General features: G+C 65.9%; 12 protein-coding genes and 1 pseudogene. 7 read left to right on the forward strand and 6 right to left on the reverse strand.

What is annotated here, in order from left to right; genetic code table 11:
* Positions 1-107: 107 nt before the first annotated feature.
* The 3 genes from EJ071_RS04700 to EJ071_RS04710 form a co-directional block, all read right to left on the reverse strand.
* Complete coding sequence (locus EJ071_RS04700) at positions 108-395, reverse strand: GIY-YIG nuclease family protein (RefSeq protein WP_126097029.1); 288 nt, start codon at positions 393-395, stop codon at positions 108-110.
* Between the two features lie 265 nt (positions 396-660).
* On the reverse strand, positions 661-1,704 hold the full coding sequence (gene holA, locus EJ071_RS04705) for a DNA polymerase III subunit delta (RefSeq protein ID WP_126097030.1): 1,044 nt from the start codon (positions 1,702-1,704) through the stop codon (positions 661-663).
* 149 nt (positions 1,705-1,853) lie between these two features.
* Complete coding sequence (locus tag EJ071_RS04710; RefSeq protein ID WP_126097031.1) at positions 1,854-2,126, reverse strand: hypothetical protein; 273 nt, start codon at positions 2,124-2,126, stop codon at positions 1,854-1,856.
* Positions 2,127-2,222: 96 nt separating this feature from the next.
* Here EJ071_RS04710 and EJ071_RS04715 point away from each other — a divergent pair, with 96 nt between their 5' ends.
* The 4 genes and pseudogenes from EJ071_RS04715 (at position 2,223) to lpdA (ending at position 7,500) form a co-directional block, all read left to right on the forward strand.
* Positions 2,223-3,455, forward strand: coding sequence for a 3-methyl-2-oxobutanoate dehydrogenase (2-methylpropanoyl-transferring) subunit alpha (locus EJ071_RS04715; RefSeq protein WP_126097032.1), 1,233 nt, complete (start codon positions 2,223-2,225; stop codon positions 3,453-3,455).
* A 2-nt stretch (positions 3,456-3,457) separates the two neighbouring features.
* Positions 3,458-4,471, forward strand: coding sequence for an alpha-ketoacid dehydrogenase subunit beta (locus EJ071_RS04720; protein WP_126097033.1), 1,014 nt, complete (start codon positions 3,458-3,460; stop codon positions 4,469-4,471).
* Positions 4,472-4,486: 15 nt separating this feature from the next.
* Positions 4,487-5,868, forward strand: a pseudogene (locus EJ071_RS04725) (dihydrolipoamide acetyltransferase family protein).
* 234 nt (positions 5,869-6,102) lie between these two features.
* Complete coding sequence (lpdA, locus tag EJ071_RS04730; RefSeq protein WP_126097034.1) at positions 6,103-7,500, forward strand: dihydrolipoyl dehydrogenase; 1,398 nt, start codon at positions 6,103-6,105, stop codon at positions 7,498-7,500.
* 261 nt (positions 7,501-7,761) lie between these two features.
* Here lpdA and EJ071_RS04735 read toward each other — a convergent pair whose 3' ends face one another.
* Positions 7,762-8,199: a metallopeptidase family protein gene (locus EJ071_RS04735; RefSeq protein WP_126097035.1), complete on the reverse strand. Its 438-nt coding sequence runs from the start codon at positions 8,197-8,199 to the stop codon at positions 7,762-7,764.
* Positions 8,200-8,382: 183 nt separating this feature from the next.
* On the opposite strand from EJ071_RS04735, the gene EJ071_RS39165 reads away from it, so the two are divergent.
* From EJ071_RS39165 to EJ071_RS04750, 3 genes are read left to right on the forward strand one after another with little or no spacing between them, the layout of a single operon-like run.
* Complete coding sequence (locus tag EJ071_RS39165; protein WP_126097036.1) at positions 8,383-9,390, forward strand: hypothetical protein; 1,008 nt, start codon at positions 8,383-8,385, stop codon at positions 9,388-9,390.
* Positions 9,332-10,804 (forward strand): DUF6504 family protein, encoded by a 1,473-nt coding sequence (locus tag EJ071_RS04745; RefSeq protein WP_126097037.1) that lies wholly within the window; start codon positions 9,332-9,334, stop codon positions 10,802-10,804. Before EJ071_RS39165 ends, EJ071_RS04745 begins: the two co-directional genes overlap by 59 nt.
* Positions 10,801-14,118, forward strand: a complete 3,318-nt coding sequence (locus tag EJ071_RS04750; protein WP_126097038.1) for an error-prone DNA polymerase — start codon at positions 10,801-10,803, stop codon at positions 14,116-14,118. Before EJ071_RS04745 ends, EJ071_RS04750 begins: the two co-directional genes overlap by 4 nt.
* A 347-nt stretch (positions 14,119-14,465) precedes the next feature.
* On the opposite strand, the gene EJ071_RS04755 is transcribed toward EJ071_RS04750, so the two are convergent.
* Entirely contained in the window at positions 14,466-14,711 is a 246-nt protein-coding gene (locus tag EJ071_RS04755) for a Trm112 family protein (protein ID WP_126097039.1), read from the reverse strand.
* Positions 14,712-14,872: 161 nt separating this feature from the next.
* The gene (locus EJ071_RS04760; RefSeq protein ID WP_126097040.1) at positions 14,873-15,544 is read right to left on the reverse strand and encodes an LON peptidase substrate-binding domain-containing protein; all 672 of its coding nucleotides are present in this window, start codon (positions 15,542-15,544) and stop codon (positions 14,873-14,875) included.
* Positions 15,545-15,739: the final 195 nt, after the last annotated feature.

Here is a 15,739-nt window from a genome sequence, read left to right on the forward strand (position 1 = left end):
AGCGCCGGCTTCCTTCGTCATTCTAGGGCGGAGCAAGGAGCGAAGCGACGCGCGCAGACCCTAGAATCCATGCCGTGACGCCCGAGCACCGCAGCGGCGCAGAACGATCACCAGCCAATTCCGCGAAACAGCTCGAACCATTCCGGATTGGTCTTCTCGATCAATTCAATCTTCCATTGGCGTGGCCAGCGTTTCAATGACGTCTCTCGCTGGATGGCGTCGGTGATGTCGAAGTATTCCTCGTACCAGACCAAACGCTGCACGCCGTAGCGGCTGGTGAAGCTGGAGCCTTGGCCGGTCTTGTGCTCGGGCATGCGACGGGCAAGGTCGCTGGTGACACCGATATAGATCGTGCCGCCTTTCTGGCTTGCGGTCATGTAGACGTAGCCTGTCATGCTGCGATCTTAGCTGGCACTGTCGCCAGCCGCCATTCTGAACCGTTGCATTCTGCGGCCAATGTCACGGCATGGATTCTAGGGTCTGCGCGCCGCTTCGCGTCGCTTCGCCCTAGAATGAGGAAGGACAAGCTGGCGGGGCAGCGCCCTCCTCTGTCCTGCCCGTCCTTCGCAGCACCTGCGCTGCGGCTATGGAGGGTAGACAGGACATCTCCACCACAAGGGGGAGATCGGCAGCTCTGCCGCTTTCGCCAATCGCCGGCGTTTACCGCTGCCCCAGCCTCGCGCTCTCCACCGCGATGCCGAGCAGCGCCTGCCTTGCCAGCGCCTCCGACAAATCCGGCCGCTTGCGCGTCTGCAGCACCGCCGTCTGCAGCCGGTTCAGCGCGCGGCCGAGCGCCTCGACGTTCCAGCGCTCGAGCGTCTTTTCCACCAGCTTGCGGCGCGAGAAGAAGACCGGCGGGCGGGCGCCTGCGACGACCGAGGCGGCGTTGCGGCCGCCCGATTCCATCTGGCCGCGCATGACTTGCATCGCCTGCAATTGCCGCATCGCCGAGGACAGCACCAGGAACGGATGGCCGCCCGACTGGCAATGCCGGGTAAACGCAACGTCGAAATCGCCGACCTTGCCGTCGAGCATGGCGTCGACCGCGTCGTCGAAGGAGGCGCCGGAAACATCGCCCGACAAGGCATTCACGTCGTCGAGGTCGATTTCCTTTTTGCCGTGGGCATAAAGCACCAGCTTGTCTATCTCGCCGCGCGAGGCCAGGCGATCGCCGCCGAGATTGCGGCGCAGCGCCTGGCGGGCGTCGAGCGTCATCGACATGCCAGCCTTGCGCAGCTCGTCGTCGATCACCGTATCGAGGTCGCGGGCCTCGTCGGCATAGCAAGGCAGGGCAATGGCGTTGCCTGCGGCCTCGACGATGGCTCTCAAGCCCGTGCCCTTCTTCAGATCGCCGGCCTCGATGAGAATGATCGCGTCGCGCGCCGGCTCGGCGGTCAGCGCCTTTATGTCGTCGGCCAGCGCCTTCTGGCCGCTGGCGTTGCGCACCCAAAGCAGCCGCCGGTCGGAAAACATCGGCACTGTGCGCGCCTCGTCGAGCAGCCGGCCTTCGTCGCGGTCGACCTCCGCGCCGTCGAGCTTGACCACCGAGAACGGGTCGTCTAGCGGCAGGCCGGTCTTCGTGGCGAAAGTCTTCGCCCGCTCGGCGACCAGGCCGCGGTCGGGACCGTAAAGCAGGACGATCCCAATAGCGGGGTCCGGCTTCGCGAGCCACGAATCGACCTCGTATCCTTTCTTCTGTGCCATGCGGGGTGAGTTAGCATGAGGCGCGAGCGGAGTGAACGGAGAAGCGGCTCTGGTTCTTCCTTCTCCCCTTGTGAGAGAAGGTGTCGCCGAAGGCGACGGATGAGGGGTGTTCCAGGGAACGCCAGCGTCTCACTCCGCTGGAACACCCCTCATCCGTCTCGGCGCTGCGCGCCGATCCACCTTCTCCCACAAGGGGAGAAGGGGCTGGCCACCGCCTTGGCGCCTTTCTTGCGACGCTGAAGATTGGCGAAATCTGCCAGCGCTGCCAAACTTGGCCGCCGACCGAACCAACCGCCGCTTTGCCGCCTCTTGCGCCTAAACGGTTCCAGCCATTCGCCAAATTGCGCGCCGCCTGAAAACATCGACAAGAAATTTCGCCGCCATATCTGCATCTTGTCGCCGCGCGCCGCGTCGGTCTTCAAAGGCCGGTGGCCGAGAGGACGGCCGCCATCTCGCCCGATGAAATCGCGGCGCGGATGTGCAAATATCGCACCGGCAACATTGGAGGACGTGAGCTCATGGCCGATGCTGGAATGTTGCGCTTTCATGTGCCGGAGCCCGAGGTTCGGCCCGGCGGCACGCCCGACTTCTCGAATGTGACCATCCCCAAGGCCGGCTCGGTGCCGCGCCCGGAGATCGATGTCGATCCGCGCGCCATCCGCGACATGGCCTTCTCCATCATCCGCGTGCTCAACCGCGCCGGCGAAGCGGTCGGGCCGTGGGCCGGGCTGCTCACCGACGAGGAGTTGCTCGAAGGCTTGCGCAACATGATGCGGCTCAGAACCTTCGATGCCCGCATGCAGATGGCGCAGCGCCAGGGCAAGACCTCCTTCTACATGCAGCATCTCGGCGAAGAAGCGGTGAGCTGCGCCTTCCGCAAGGCGCTCAAGCCGGGCGACATGAATTTCCCGACCTATCGACAAGCCGGCCTGCTGATTGCCGACGGCTATCCGATGGTCACGATGATGAACCAGATCTACTCCAACGAGGCCGACCCGCTGAAGGGCAGGCAGCTGCCGATCATGTATTCCTCGAAGGAGCACGGCTTCTTCTCGATCTCAGGCAATCTGGCGACGCAGTATATTCAGGCGGTCGGCTGGGCGATGGCCTCGGCGATCTCCAACGATTCCCGCATCGCCGCGGCCTGGATCGGCGACGGCTCGACGGCGGAATCCGATTTCCATGCGGCCCTGGTCTTCGCCTCGACCTACAAGGCGCCGGTCGTGCTCAATGTCGTCAATAACCAGTGGGCGATATCCACTTTCCAGGGCATAGCGCGCGGCGGCTCCGGCACCTTCGCGGCGCGCGGCCTCGGCTTCGGGATTCCTTCGCTGCGCGTCGACGGCAACGATTATCTTGCCGTCCATGCCGTGGCCAAATGGGCGGCGGAGCGGGCGCGGAAGAATCTCGGGCCGACGCTGGTCGAATATGTCACCTATCGCGTCGGCGCTCATTCGAGCTCGGACGATCCGTCCGCCTACCGGCCGAAGGCCGAATCCGACGCCTGGCCGCTCGGCGACCCGATCATCCGGCTGAAGAACCACCTCATCCACAGAGGCGTCTGGTCGGAGGATCGCCACACTCAGGCGGAGGCCGAGATCCTTGAGACCGTGATCGCGGCGCAGAAGGAGGCCGAAAGCCACGGCACGCTGCATGCCGGCGGCAAGCCGTCGACGCGCGACATGTTCGAGGGCGTCTATGCCGAGATGCCGCCGCATCTCAGGCGCCAGCGCCAGCAGGCGGGGGTCTGACCATGCCAAGAAAAACCATGATCGAGGCGATCCGCGACGCCATGGATGTCTCGATGGCGCGCGACGAGCGCGTCATCGTCTATGGCGAGGATGTCGGCTTTTTCGGCGGCGTCTTCCGCTGCACGCAAGGCCTGCAGGCCAAATATGGCAAGAGCCGCTGCTTCGACGCGCCGATCAGCGAAGCCGGCATCGTCGGTTCGGCCATCGGCATGGCCGCCTATGGGCTTCGCCCTTGCGTGGAGGTGCAGTTTGCCGACTATGTCTATCCGGCTTATGACCAGATCGTGTCGGAGGCGGCGCGGCTGCGCTACCGCTCCAACAATGATTTCACCTGCCCGATCGTGGTGCGCATGCCGACCGGCGGCGGCATCTTTGGCGGCCAGACGCACAGCCAGAGTCCAGAGGCGCTGTTCACGCATGTGTCGGGCCTGAAGACGGTGGTGCCGTCCAATCCGCACGACGCCAAGGGACTGCTGATTTCGGCGATCGAGGATCCGGACCCGGTCATCTTCCTCGAGCCGAAGCGGCTCTATAACGGCCCCTTCGACGGCCATCACGACCGGCCGGTGACGCCATGGTCGAAGCACCGGCTCGGCGAGGTCGCCGACGGGCACTATACGATCCCGCTCGGCAAGGCGGCGATCCGGAGGCCCGGTTCGGCGGTTACCGTTCTGGCCTACGGCACCATGGTCTACGTCGCCGAGGCCGCCGCCGAAGAAACCGGCATCGATGCCGAGATCATCGATCTCAGGACGCTTCTGCCGCTCGACCTCGACACCATCGTCGCCTCGGTGAAGAAGACCGGGCGCTGCGTGGTCGTGCATGAGGCGACGCTGACCTCCGGCTTTGGCGCCGAACTGGTCGCGCTGGTGCAGGAAAACTGCTTCTACCATCTGGAGGCACCGGTGGCGCGGGTCGCCGGCTGGGACACGCCCTATCCGCATGCGCAGGAGTGGGAGTATTTCCCCGGCCCCGCGCGGGTCGGGCGCGCGCTCGTCGAGACCATGGAAGCTTAGAGCGGGGAGGCTTAGTTGGGCGAACATATCATCAAGCTGCCCGATGTCGGCGAAGGCGTCGCCGAGGCCGAGCTCGTCGAGTGGCACGTCAAGGTCGGCGACCTCGTGCGCGAGGACACGGTTCTGGCCGCCGTCATGACCGACAAGGCAACCGTCGAGATCCCGTCGCCGGTCGACGGCGAGATCCTTTGGCTCGGCGCCGAGATCGGCGACACGGTGGCGATCGGCTCGCCGATCGTGCGGCTGAAAGTGGCCGGCGAAGGCAATGTCGTGGCGGGTGCGAAATCGCCGGAGACGGCGCCGACCCCCACCCCTGGCCCCTCCCCACAAGGGGAAGGGGAACGCGCTTCGACCGCCAAGGCAGACACCAAGCCGGCTATGAGCTCATCCAAAAAGGCTTCCCCGGGGAAAGTTGAGCCGGCGATGGCCACAGCCTCCCCCTCCCTCGTGGGGGAGGGGCTAAGGGTGGGGGTGCTGCGACGGCGTCTGCTGGTTCAGCGCCGACTTCCGGCGCGCCGCGCGCCGAAGGCGACAAGCCGCTGGCCTCGCCTGCCGTCCGGCTTCGCGCGAAGGAAGCCGGCATCGATCTTCGCCAGGTTCCGGGCAGCGGCCCAGCCGGGCGCATCAGCCATGAGGACATCGAGGCTTTTCTGGCGCGCGGCCCGCAGCTTGCCCGCGCCACCGGCCTTGCCCCGAAGGACGGCGTCGAGGACATCAAGGTGGTCGGCTTGCGGCGCAAGATCGCCGAGAAAATGTCGCTCGCCAAATCGCGCATCCCTCATATCACCTATGTCGAGGAGATCGACGTCACGGCGCTGGAAGAGCTGCGCGCCACGCTCAACAAGGACAAGCGCGGTGATCGCGCAAAACTGACGCTGCTGCCGTTCCTGATGCGGGCGATGGTCAAGGCGATCGCCGACCAGCCGAACCTCAACGCGCTGTTCGACGACGATGCCGGCATCATCCACCAGCATGAAGGCATCCATATCGGCATCGCCGCGCAGACGCCCACCGGGCTGGTGGTGCCGGTGGTCAAGCACGCCGAGGCGCGAGATCTGTGGGACTGCGCCGCGGAGGTCAACCGGCTGGCCGATGCGGCCAAGTCCGGCACGGCGACGCGGGACGAGCTTTCCGGCTCGACCATCACCATCACCTCGCTCGGCGCCATGGGCGGCGTGGCGACGACGCCGGTCATCAACTATCCGGAAGTCGCGATCGTCGGCGTCAACAAGATGATGGTGCGGCCGGTGTGGGACGGCACGCAGTTCATTCCCCGCAAGATGATGAACCTGTCGTCCAGCTTCGACCATCGCGTCATCGACGGCTGGGATGCCGCGGTGTTCGTGCAGCGTATCAAGGCGTTGCTTGAGACGCCGGCGCTGATCTTCGTGGATTGAGGGGATGGGGTCGATCTCGAACGTTGCGGCGCCGGCATATGGGCTCCCCCTTCTCCCCTTGTGGGAGAAGGGGGAGCCGAAGGCGACGGATGAGGGGTGCTCCAGGGAACGCCAGCGTCTCACTCCGCTGGAACACCCCTCATCCGTCTCGGCGCTATCGCGCCGATCCACCTTCTCCCACAAGGGGAGAAGGGAAAAGCGCGCGGCGGCCTTCGCCGAAAGGAAGCAGTCGTCATGAAAGAGATCTCCTGCAAGCTGCTCGTCATCGGCGCCGGTCCCGGCGGTTATGTCTCAGCCATCCGTGCCGGCCAGCTCGGCGTCGACACGGTGATCGTCGAGGTTGCCAAGCCGGGCGGCACCTGCCTCAATGTCGGCTGCATCCCGTCCAAGGCGCTTATCCACGCCGCGGAGGAGTTCGAGAAGATCGCGCATATGGCCGGCGGCAAGAGCATGCTTGGCATTTCGGTTGCCCCGCCGACACTCGACCTCATGAAAACGATCGCCTGGAAGGATGGTATCGTTAGCCGGCTGAACAGCGGCGTTGCCGGCCTGCTCAAGAAGGCCAGGGTCAAGACCGTGCATGGCTGGGCGACGTTTCGCGACGGCAAGACCGTCGAGGTCGAGACCGAGACCGGGATCCAGGTCATCCGCGCCGAGACGGTGGTGATCGCCACCGGCTCGGCCGCGGTCGAATTGCCGTTCCTGCCTTTCGGCGGTCCGGTCATCTCGTCGACCGAGGCGCTGGCGCTGAGCGAAGTGCCGAAGACGCTTGCCGTGGTCGGCGGCGGCTATATCGGGCTGGAGCTCGGCATGGCCTTTGCCAAGATGGGCTCTCATGTCACCGTGGTCGAAGCGCTGCCGCGCGTGCTTGCGCAGTACGATGCGGAATTGACCAGGCCGGTGCTCAAACGTCTGGGCGAGCTTGGCATCGAGGTGATGACGGAGGCAAAGGCCAAGGGGCTGTCGACCAAGGGCGATGCGCTGCTGGTCGAAGCGACCGACGGCAAGGATGCCAAGGTCGCCGCCGACAAGATCTTGGTCACGGTCGGCCGCAAGCCGCTGACCGATGGCTGGGGGCTGGATCAGATCGATCTGGACATGGCGGGAAAATTCATCCGCATCGACGACCAATGCCGGACCTCGATGCGCGGCATCTATGCCATCGGCGACGTCACCGGCGAGCCGATGCTGGCGCATCGCGCCATGGCGCAGGGCGAGATGGTGGCCGAGATCGTCGCCGGCCACAAAAGAAGCTGGGACAAGCGCGCGATCCCGGCAATCTGCTTCACCGATCCCGAGCTGGTCACGGCCGGCCTGTCACCGGAAGAGGCGAAGGCGCAAGCCGGCGAGATCAAGGTCGGGCAGTTTCCCTTCGCCGCCAACGGCCGCGCCATGACCAAGCAAGGCGAGGACGGCTTCGTGCGCGTCGTCGCCCGCGCCGACAATCATCTGGTGCTCGGTATCCAGGCGGTCGGGCAAGGCGTGTCGGAACTGTCGGCGGCCTTCGGCCTGGCGCTCGAAATGGGCGCGCGGCTGGAGGACATCGCCGGCACCATTCACGCCCATCCGACGCAGGGCGAAGGTTTCCAGGAAGCGGCGCTGAAGGCGCTCGGGCACGCGCTGCATATTTAGGGAATAGACCGCATCCCCGTAACTTCGTCATCCTAGGGCGGAGCAAGGAGCGGAGCGACGCGCGCAGACCCTAGGATCCATGCCGTGTCCTCTGTCGAAAGACGCCACGGATCAGAAGGTGGCGGAACCGTCTGGGATCGAGTAGCCGAAAGGCCGCGATGATAGTTCTGCGCCGCTGGAACACTGTGCCAAGGTAACGGCATGGATCCTAGGGTCTACACTCCGCTTCGCGTCGCTCCGCCCTAGGATGACGAGGTGCGCTCACCCCGCCGCCGCCTGCTCCGCCGCTTCCTCGATCCGCTCCATGTCGTCGTCCGACAGGCCGAAATGATGGCCGATCTCGTGGACCAGCACATGGGTGACGATGTCGCCCAGCGTCTCCTCGTTCTCGGCCCAGTAGTCGAGGATGGCGCGGCGGTAGAGCGTGATGCGGTTCGGCCCCTCGCCGGTCTGCGGGTTCCAGCGCTCGGCGATGCCGCGTCCCTCGAACAGGCCGAGCAGGTCGAAGGGCGTCTCCAGCGACAGGTCGTCCATGATCTCGTCGGTCGGGAAGTCGGCGATCTGGATGACGATCTCGCCGGTGAGCTTGCGGAACTCTTCCGGCAGATGCGCATATGCCTCCAGAGCCAGAAGCTCCATTTCCTCCATCGACGGCGAGAGTTGGTCGTGCCAGGTGCGGGTCTTGTAGATGCGGGCCATGAGGTTTCCTTTGATCCCGGCATATAGGCTTTCGCGCCGATTGAGGCAAATGAGCCGGCTGGCAGGCTTCCCTGAGGGTAAAGAGCGAAGGAATAAATTCCTTTAGACTCCGCTTGACTCTTCGGGGACCCTCTGGAATCTATAGGAACATAACAGGAACAATTGCTGCCGGAAGTGAACGTCATGGCGATGAGCGCCGTGGCGCGGGAAACTGTTTTTGCCCTGCGCCGCCAGATCGCGAAGATCGAGGGAACGCTGCCCGAGCGCCTTGAGGCGCCGGCCGGCAGCACACCCCTCGATGCCGCTCGATCGGACGTCACGATCGTCCGGCGCGGCCTCGCCGTGGCCTCGCCGGATGCCTTCCTGCACACCGGCATCGAGCGCCTCGATACCGCGCTCGGCGGCGGCCTGCCCAAGGCGGCGCTCAGCGAGATCCATGGGCTGGAGACCCGCGATGCCGGTGCCGTCGCCGGCTTTGCGCTGTCGCTCACCAGCCTGATCCTCAGGGAAAAGCCGGGCCTGCCGGTCCTCTGGATCGGCACGGCGGAGATTTTTCGCGAGGCCGGCTTTCCCTATGCCAGGGGGCTGTACGCCCTCTTCGGCATCGCGCCGGAGCAATTGCTGTTCTCCGAAGCGCCGAAGCTCTTGGACGCGCTATGGATCGCCGAGGAGGCGGCGCGCATGACGGCCTTCGCCGCCGTCATCCTCGAGATCCGCGGCAGCCCGCGGCTTCTCGACCTTACCGCGACGCGGCGGCTGCACGCCCGCGCCCAAAACGCCGCCCGCCCGGTGCTTTTGCTGCGCCAGGCCGGCGAGGCCGAGCCCACAGCAGCGCCCGTGCGCCTCATCGTTTCGGCCGCCCCCTCAGCCAGCCGCGAGACGGTCGCCGGCCCGCTCGCCGGCTCGATCGGCCGCCCCGCCTTCACCGTCGATATCGGCAAGAGCCGCACGGCCCTGCCCGGACAATTCACACTGGAGTGGAACCCCGATGAGCACGCTTTTGCAGAAAGAACAGAGAATTCTGTCGCTGTGGTTCCCGTACCTCTGCGCGGAGCGGATCCTGCGCCAGCGTCTGGGGCGGTCCTGGCGTTCGCGGCCGTCGGATCACCTGCCCCCGCCTCACCCACCGCTTGTGATCAGCCATCGCGACAGCAACGCCCAGCGCATCGCAGCCCTCGACGAGCGGGCTGAGGCGCTGAAACTGAAGCGCGGCATGGGCATTGCCGATGCGCGCGCCATGCATCCCTCGATCGACGTGGTGGAAGCCGACGCGGAAGCCGACCGCCGCCTGCTCGAAGGCCTCGCCGACTGGTGCGACCGCTACACGCCGCTGGTGGCGATCGACGGCGAGGACGGGCTGTTCCTCGACGTCACCGGCTGCACGCATCTGTTCGGCGGCGAGCGCGCCATGCAGGACGAGATCCTCACCCGCTTCTTCCAGCAGGGTTTCGATGTCCGCGCCGGCCTCGCCTCGACGCCGGGCGCCGCCTGGGCGGCGGCGCGCTTCCATGGCGACCGCATAATTGCCGGCGGCGAGGAGGAAGCGCTTCTGGCACCCTTGCCGCTTTCGGCGCTGCGCATCGCGCCGGAAACCCGGGCCAGCCTGGAAAGCGTCGGCCTGCGCACGGCGGGCGCGGTGATGGCGGCGCCGCGCGCGCCGCTCGCCCGCCGCTTCGGCGCCACCTTGCTGCTGCGCCTCGACCAGGCGCTCGGCCGCCTCGACGAGGCCGTGTCGCCGCGCCTTCCCGTGGCGCCGCTCTCGGTCGAGCGTCATCTTGCCGAACCGGTCATGCTCACCGACGACATCGAGCGGCTGGTGAGCCGGCTGGCGATCGCCTTGAAGGCCGATCTCGAGCGCCGCGGCGAGGGCGCCAGGGCGCTGGCCCTTCTCCTCTTCCGCGTCGACGGCGCCGTCAGCCGCATCGCCGTCGGCACCTCGCGCCCGATGCGCGAGCCGCAGCTGATCCGAAAACTGTTCCACGAACGGCTGACCGCGCTGGAACAAAACATCGATGCCGGCTTCGGCTTCGATCTCGTGCGGCTGTCGGTGCTTTCGGTTGCCGCTTTCGACATGCTGCAGGGCGATCTTGCCGGCGAAGCGGACGACGATGACGCCGACATCGCTTTATTCGCCGACCGCATCCGCGCCCGCCTCGGCGAGGCCGCCGTGCTGAAGCCGGTCGTCGTCGAAAGCCATCTGCCGGAGCGCGCCGTAACCACGGTTCCCTTCGCGGAAGCGCCGCAAAGGCGCATGCCGGCGAGCGACCGCGCCATGCCGCCGATGACCATCTACCCGCCGGAGCGGCCGGTACGCCTGTTCCGCTCGCCCGAGCCGATCGAGGTGCCGGCGACCGAGATCCCCGAGGGTCCGCCGATGAATTTCCGCTGGCGGCGCGCGCTCTACCGCGTCGCCCGCGCCGAAGGGCCGGAACGCATCGCCGCCGAATGGTGGCGGCAACTGCCCGGCGAGGAGGAGGGGCCGACCCGCGACTATTACCGTATCGAGGACAGCGAGGGGCGTCGTTACTGGCTCTACCGCCAGGGTCTCTACAGCAGCGCCGCGCAGGCCGCGCCGCGCTGGTTCATGCACGGGGTGTTCGCATGAACGCGCTGACCGTCATCCCCTATGCCGAGTTCGGCATCCAGTCGAACTTTTCCTTCCTGCGCGGCGCCTCGAAGCCCGAGGAGCTGGTGGTGACGGCAAAATTCTACGGCTTTGCCTCGATCGGGCTTGCCGACCGCAACACGGTCGCCGGCGTCGTGCGCGCCTGGCAGCAGGCGAAGGTGGAAAAACTTGCCTATCATCCGGGCTGCCGCCTGGTTTTCCGCGACGGCACGCCGGACATCCTCGCCTATCCTCAGAGTCGCAAGGGCTGGGGGCATCTTTGCCGCATGCTGACGCAAGCCAATCTGCGCGACGAGAACGAGAAAGGCGCGACGCTGCTTGAATTGAGCGACCTGCTCGAGTGGGGCGATCTGATGTCGCTGGCCATCCTGCCCAATCTGTCGGGCGGCGCGGAAGACAGCCTGGCACTTATTAGCCGGCTCAAGGATCGCTTCGGCGCGGCGCTCCGGCTGGCCGTGGCGCCGGATTATGGCGGCAATGACCGCTTCCGCATCGAGCAGGCGGCGGCGATGGCCGAACACGCCGGCGTCCCGCTGATGGCGACCAACGACGTGCTCTACCATGCCGCCGAACGCCGGCCGCTGCAGGACGTGCTGACCGCGATCCGTCTCAACACGCCTATCTCCGAGGTCGGGCTGGAGCTGACGGCGAATGCCGAGCGCCATCTGAAGCCGCCGCTGGAGATGGCGCGCCTGTTCCGCCGCCACCCAGAGGCGCTGGTCGAGACGCTGCGCTTCGCCGGGGAGCTCACCTTCTCGCTCAGCGATCTCGAATACAACTATCCCGACGAGCCGACCGAATCCGGCCTCGGGCCGCAGGCCGAGCTCGAGCGCCTGGCGCGGGAAGGCGCGGCAAGGCGCTATCCGGCAGGTGTTCCTGACCATGTCACGCAGCGCATCGATGAAGAACTCGCCCTCATCGAGCGCCTGAACTATGCGCGCTATTTCCTGACCGTCTACGATATCGTGAAATTCGCCCGCAGCCAGAATATCCTTTGCCAGGGGCGCGGCTCGGCAGCCAATTCGGTCATCTGCTTCTGCATCGGCATCACCGAAGTCGGACCCGACCGGATCGACGCGCTGTTCGAGCGCTTCATTTCCGAGGAGCGCAACGAGCCGCCCGACATCGACGTCGACTTCGAGCATGAGCGGCGCGACGAGGTCATCGCCTATATCTACGACAAATACAGCGCCAAGCGCACCGCGCTGGCCGCCGCCGTCATCAGCTATCGCGGCCGCTCGGCGCTGCGCGAGGTGGCGAAGGCAATGGGTCTCTCGGAAGATGTCCGCAGCGCCCTGTCGAGCACCATCTGGGGCTGGTCGACCTCCGAGCTCGGCGAAAGGGAGGCCAATGCCGGCGGCCTCGACCGCACCGACCCGCTGTCGCGGCAGGTGCTGGAGCGCGCCAACGAGATCATGGGCTTTCCCCGCCACCTCTCCCAGCATGTCGGCGGCTTCGTCATAACCCGCGACCGGCTCGACGAGGTCGTGCCCATCGTCAAGACGGCGATGGAGGAACGCAAGATGGTCGAGTGGGACAAGGACGATCTCGACGCGGTGAAGATCCTCAAGGTGGACGTGCTGGCGCTCGGCATGCTGACCTGCCTGAAGCGCGCTCTGACCCTGCTCACCAATCATTATCCGGAAGCGCGGGACGACTACGGCCGGCCCTATGGCTTGAATTCCCTGCCGCCGGAACACGCCTGCGTCTACGACATGATCTGCCGGGCCGATACGCTCGGCGTCTTCCAGATCGAATCCCGCGCCCAGATGTCGATGCTGCCGCGGCTCAGGCCGCAAGAGTTCTACGACCTCGTCATCGAGGTGGCGATCGTGCGGCCCGGCCCGATCCAGGGCGACATGGTGCATCCCTATCTGCGCAGGCGGCAGGGCAAGGAGGACGTCAATTACCCCAGCTCCGATCTGAAAAAGATTCTCGGCAAGACGCTCGGCGTGCCGCTGTTCCAGGAACAGGCGATGAAGATCGCCATCGTCGCCGGTGGTTTCCGGCCGGGCGAGGCCGACGAGCTTCGCCGCGCCATGGCGACCTTCAAGCGCACCGGCACGATCGGCAACTATCGCCAGCGCATGATCGACGGCATGGTCAGCAATGGCTATGAGAAGGAGTTCGCCGAGCGCTGCTTCAAGCAGATCGAAGGCTTTGGCGAATACGGCTTCCCGGAAAGCCACGCCGCCTCCTTCGCGCTGCTGGTCTACGCCTCCTGCTGGTTCAAGACCTTTTATCCCGACGTCTTCTGCGCCGCGATCCTGAACGCGCAGCCGATGGGTTTTTACCAGCCGGCCCAGCTCGTCCGCGATGCGCGCGACCATGGCGTGGAGGTGCGCGAGGTCGACATCAACCATTCCGTCTGGGATTGCACGCTGGAGGGAGCCGCCTTCGATCCTTCGCGCATCCTCGAACGCCATGCCTCGATGCGCGGCATCATCGAGACGGCGCATGCCGTGCGGCTCGGCTTCCGCCAGGTCAAGGGCCTGTCGCAGGAGCGCATGGAGGCCGCCGTCGCCCGGCGCGGCGAGGGCTATCGATCGGTCAGGGATCTATGGCTGCGTTCAGGCCTCGATGTCGGCGAGATCGAGAGGCTGGCCGAGGCCGACGCCTTCCGCTCGCTCGGCCTCGACCGCCGCTCAGCGCTCTGGGAGGTGCGCGCGCTCGACGGCAGGAGCGCTGCCGAAAAGCTGCCGCTGTTCGACCGCCCCGCTCTCGGCTTACGCGAATTGGAGCCCGAAACGAAGCTGCCGAAAATGCCGCTCGGCGAGCATGTCGTCCATGACTACCGCTCGCTCGGCCTGTCGCTGAAGGAGCACCCCGTCGCCTTCCTGCGCGAACGGCTCACCCGCGCCGGCATCACCCCCAATGCCCGCCTGCCGTCGGTGCGCGACGGCCGGCGCGTCACCGTCGCCGGCCTGGTGCTGGTGCGCCAGCGCCCCGGCAAGGGCAACGCGATCTTCCTCACGCTCGAGGATGAAAAGGCGATCGCCAACGTCATCATCTGGCCGCGCGTCTTCGATCGCTTCCGCTCAATCGTGATGGGCGCGCGCTTCATCCGCGTCACCGGCAAGCTGCAGCAGGAATCGGACGTCATCCACATCGTCGCCGACAGGATCGAGGATCTCACGCCCTGGCTGAGCGTGCTTCTGCGGCCACCCACCATCGAGCATGAGCCCGCCGGGGACACCGCTCCCGCGAACCGCGGCTTGCCGGTCCGCCAGGACAGCGAGGCCCTGTCGGGTGCCGCTCAGCAGGTCATGCCGAAGGGGCGGAATTTTCAGTAGGCGCTTTCAGTAGGGACAAGCGGCGTTCCAGGCAATCTCCAACGTCTGCGCCGGGAGCATCCCGCCCAGCTTTGTTGGAGACGTCTGAGATTAGCGACGACATTCGTTCGGTCGTCATTCTAGGGCGAAGCAAGGAGCGAAGCGACGCGCGCAGACCCTAGAATCCATGCCGTGACGCTAAAGCATTGCAACGGTTACAGAATTTTGCACTGTTAGCACTCAACGGTAAAGGTCACGGCATGGATACTCGGGTCAAGCCCGAGTATGACGACGTCACAGGGGGGGCCGGCCAATCCCCCACGTCAGCGCCGGGAGCAGGGATGCAGCGTCCTTCCCGCACCAGAACCCTACGACGGCCCGCTCAGCCGCGGCGGTGGCGTCAGCATATCATCGGCCGAGATCGTGCGCGCTTCCGAGGGCAGCATGATCGGGATGCCGTCGCGCACCGGATAGGCGAGCTTGGCCACGCGCGAGATCAGCTCGCTGCGTTCCTCGTCCCAGGTCAGCGGTCCCTTGGTCAGCGGGCAAGCGAGCAGTTCCAGCAGTCTTGGATCGACCGTGGCCTTGCGCCCGTCACGTCCATCCGCCGCCATCGCACCCAACTCCATAGGCTTAAGTGTGTTGAGATCCAGGTCAGGCCGGGTCGAGAACGGTGGCTTCCGAGAACCGGAGCGGAGCGTACTTCAAGTACGTGAGCACCGGAAGCGCAGGAGGCCGCCGTTCGCAGGCCGGCATCACCTGAATATCAGCGCACTTACTGCAGGCTCGAGCCAAAATCCTCATCCTCGCGCGCCAGCGTTATTTCGGTGATGGCGATCAGCGTCTCGGCGCGCGTCTTCAAATCCGCCGCTTCGAGCAGCGCCTGCTTCTCGGCCGGCCCATAGGGCGCCATCATCGACAGCGCATTGACCAGCATTCCGTTCTCGGCGCGGCTGACGCTTTCCCAGTCGGCTTCGAGGTCATTGGCCTGCAGATAGGCGCGGAACGCCTTGAGCAGCGCCGGCCGGTCGACCTCGGCGGCGGCCTGGTCCTCCTCGAGATCGGTGAGGAACGGCGCGATCCGGCACTGCCGGAACGGTGTCTTCGCCGCCAGCTCCTGTGTCACGCGGAAGCGGCAGACGCCTTGCAGCGAAATCAGGTAGCGGCCGTCGCCGGTCTCGGCGAGCGAGATGATGCGGCCGGCGCAGCCGACGCTGCACAGCTCCGGCTCGCCGTCGTCGCGCAGCGCGCCGTCGAGGCTGGGCTGGATCATGCCGATCAGCCGCGTCCCGGCCATCGCCTGGTCGATCATCTGCAGATAGCGCGGCTCGAAAATATTGAGCGGCATGCGGCCGCCCGGCAGCAGCAGCGCTCCGGCGAGCGGAAACACCGGGATCGTCGACGGCAAATCCTTCGCGAGCCGATAGCGGGCGTTTCCGACCTGCACTTCAACCCTCCGCCTGCACTTCAAGCCTTAGAGCAATTCCAGGAAAAGTGTGAAACGGTTTTCCGTCCGGAATTGCGTCAAAACAAAGAGATAGGGCGGTTCGCCGTTTCAGTGAACCGGTGAAACGCTCTAGAGGCGTCGCCGGCGAGCGTGTCAAACCTGCGATCTGCCCAAACCTGCGATCTCCTCTGGCGC

This window comes from Mesorhizobium sp. M1B.F.Ca.ET.045.04.1.1, assembly GCF_003952465.1.
GTDB lineage: Bacteria > Pseudomonadota > Alphaproteobacteria > Rhizobiales > Rhizobiaceae > Mesorhizobium > Mesorhizobium shonense.

What these genes read in the sequence shown, in the direction of transcription:
- holA (WP_126097030.1), bottom strand. Translation starts at nt 1,704, where the DNA reads ATGGCACAGAAGAAAGGATACGAGGTCGATTCGTGGCTCGCGAAGCCG.
- EJ071_RS04720 (WP_126097033.1), top strand. Translation starts at nt 3,458, where the DNA reads ATGCCAAGAAAAACCATGATCGAGGCGATCCGCGACGCCATGGATGTC.
- EJ071_RS04715 (WP_126097032.1), top strand. Translation starts at nt 2,223, where the DNA reads ATGGCCGATGCTGGAATGTTGCGCTTTCATGTGCCGGAGCCCGAGGTT.
- EJ071_RS39165 (WP_126097036.1), top strand. Translation starts at nt 8,383, where the DNA reads ATGGCGATGAGCGCCGTGGCGCGGGAAACTGTTTTTGCCCTGCGCCGC.
- lpdA (WP_126097034.1), top strand. Translation starts at nt 6,103, where the DNA reads ATGAAAGAGATCTCCTGCAAGCTGCTCGTCATCGGCGCCGGTCCCGGC.
- EJ071_RS04700 (WP_126097029.1), bottom strand. Translation starts at nt 395, where the DNA reads ATGACAGGCTACGTCTACATGACCGCAAGCCAGAAAGGCGGCACGATC.
- EJ071_RS04750 (WP_126097038.1), top strand. Translation starts at nt 10,801, where the DNA reads ATGAACGCGCTGACCGTCATCCCCTATGCCGAGTTCGGCATCCAGTCG.
- EJ071_RS04735 (WP_126097035.1), bottom strand. Translation starts at nt 8,199, where the DNA reads ATGGCCCGCATCTACAAGACCCGCACCTGGCACGACCAACTCTCGCCG.
- EJ071_RS04755 (WP_126097039.1), bottom strand. Translation starts at nt 14,711, where the DNA reads ATGGCGGCGGATGGACGTGACGGGCGCAAGGCCACGGTCGATCCAAGA.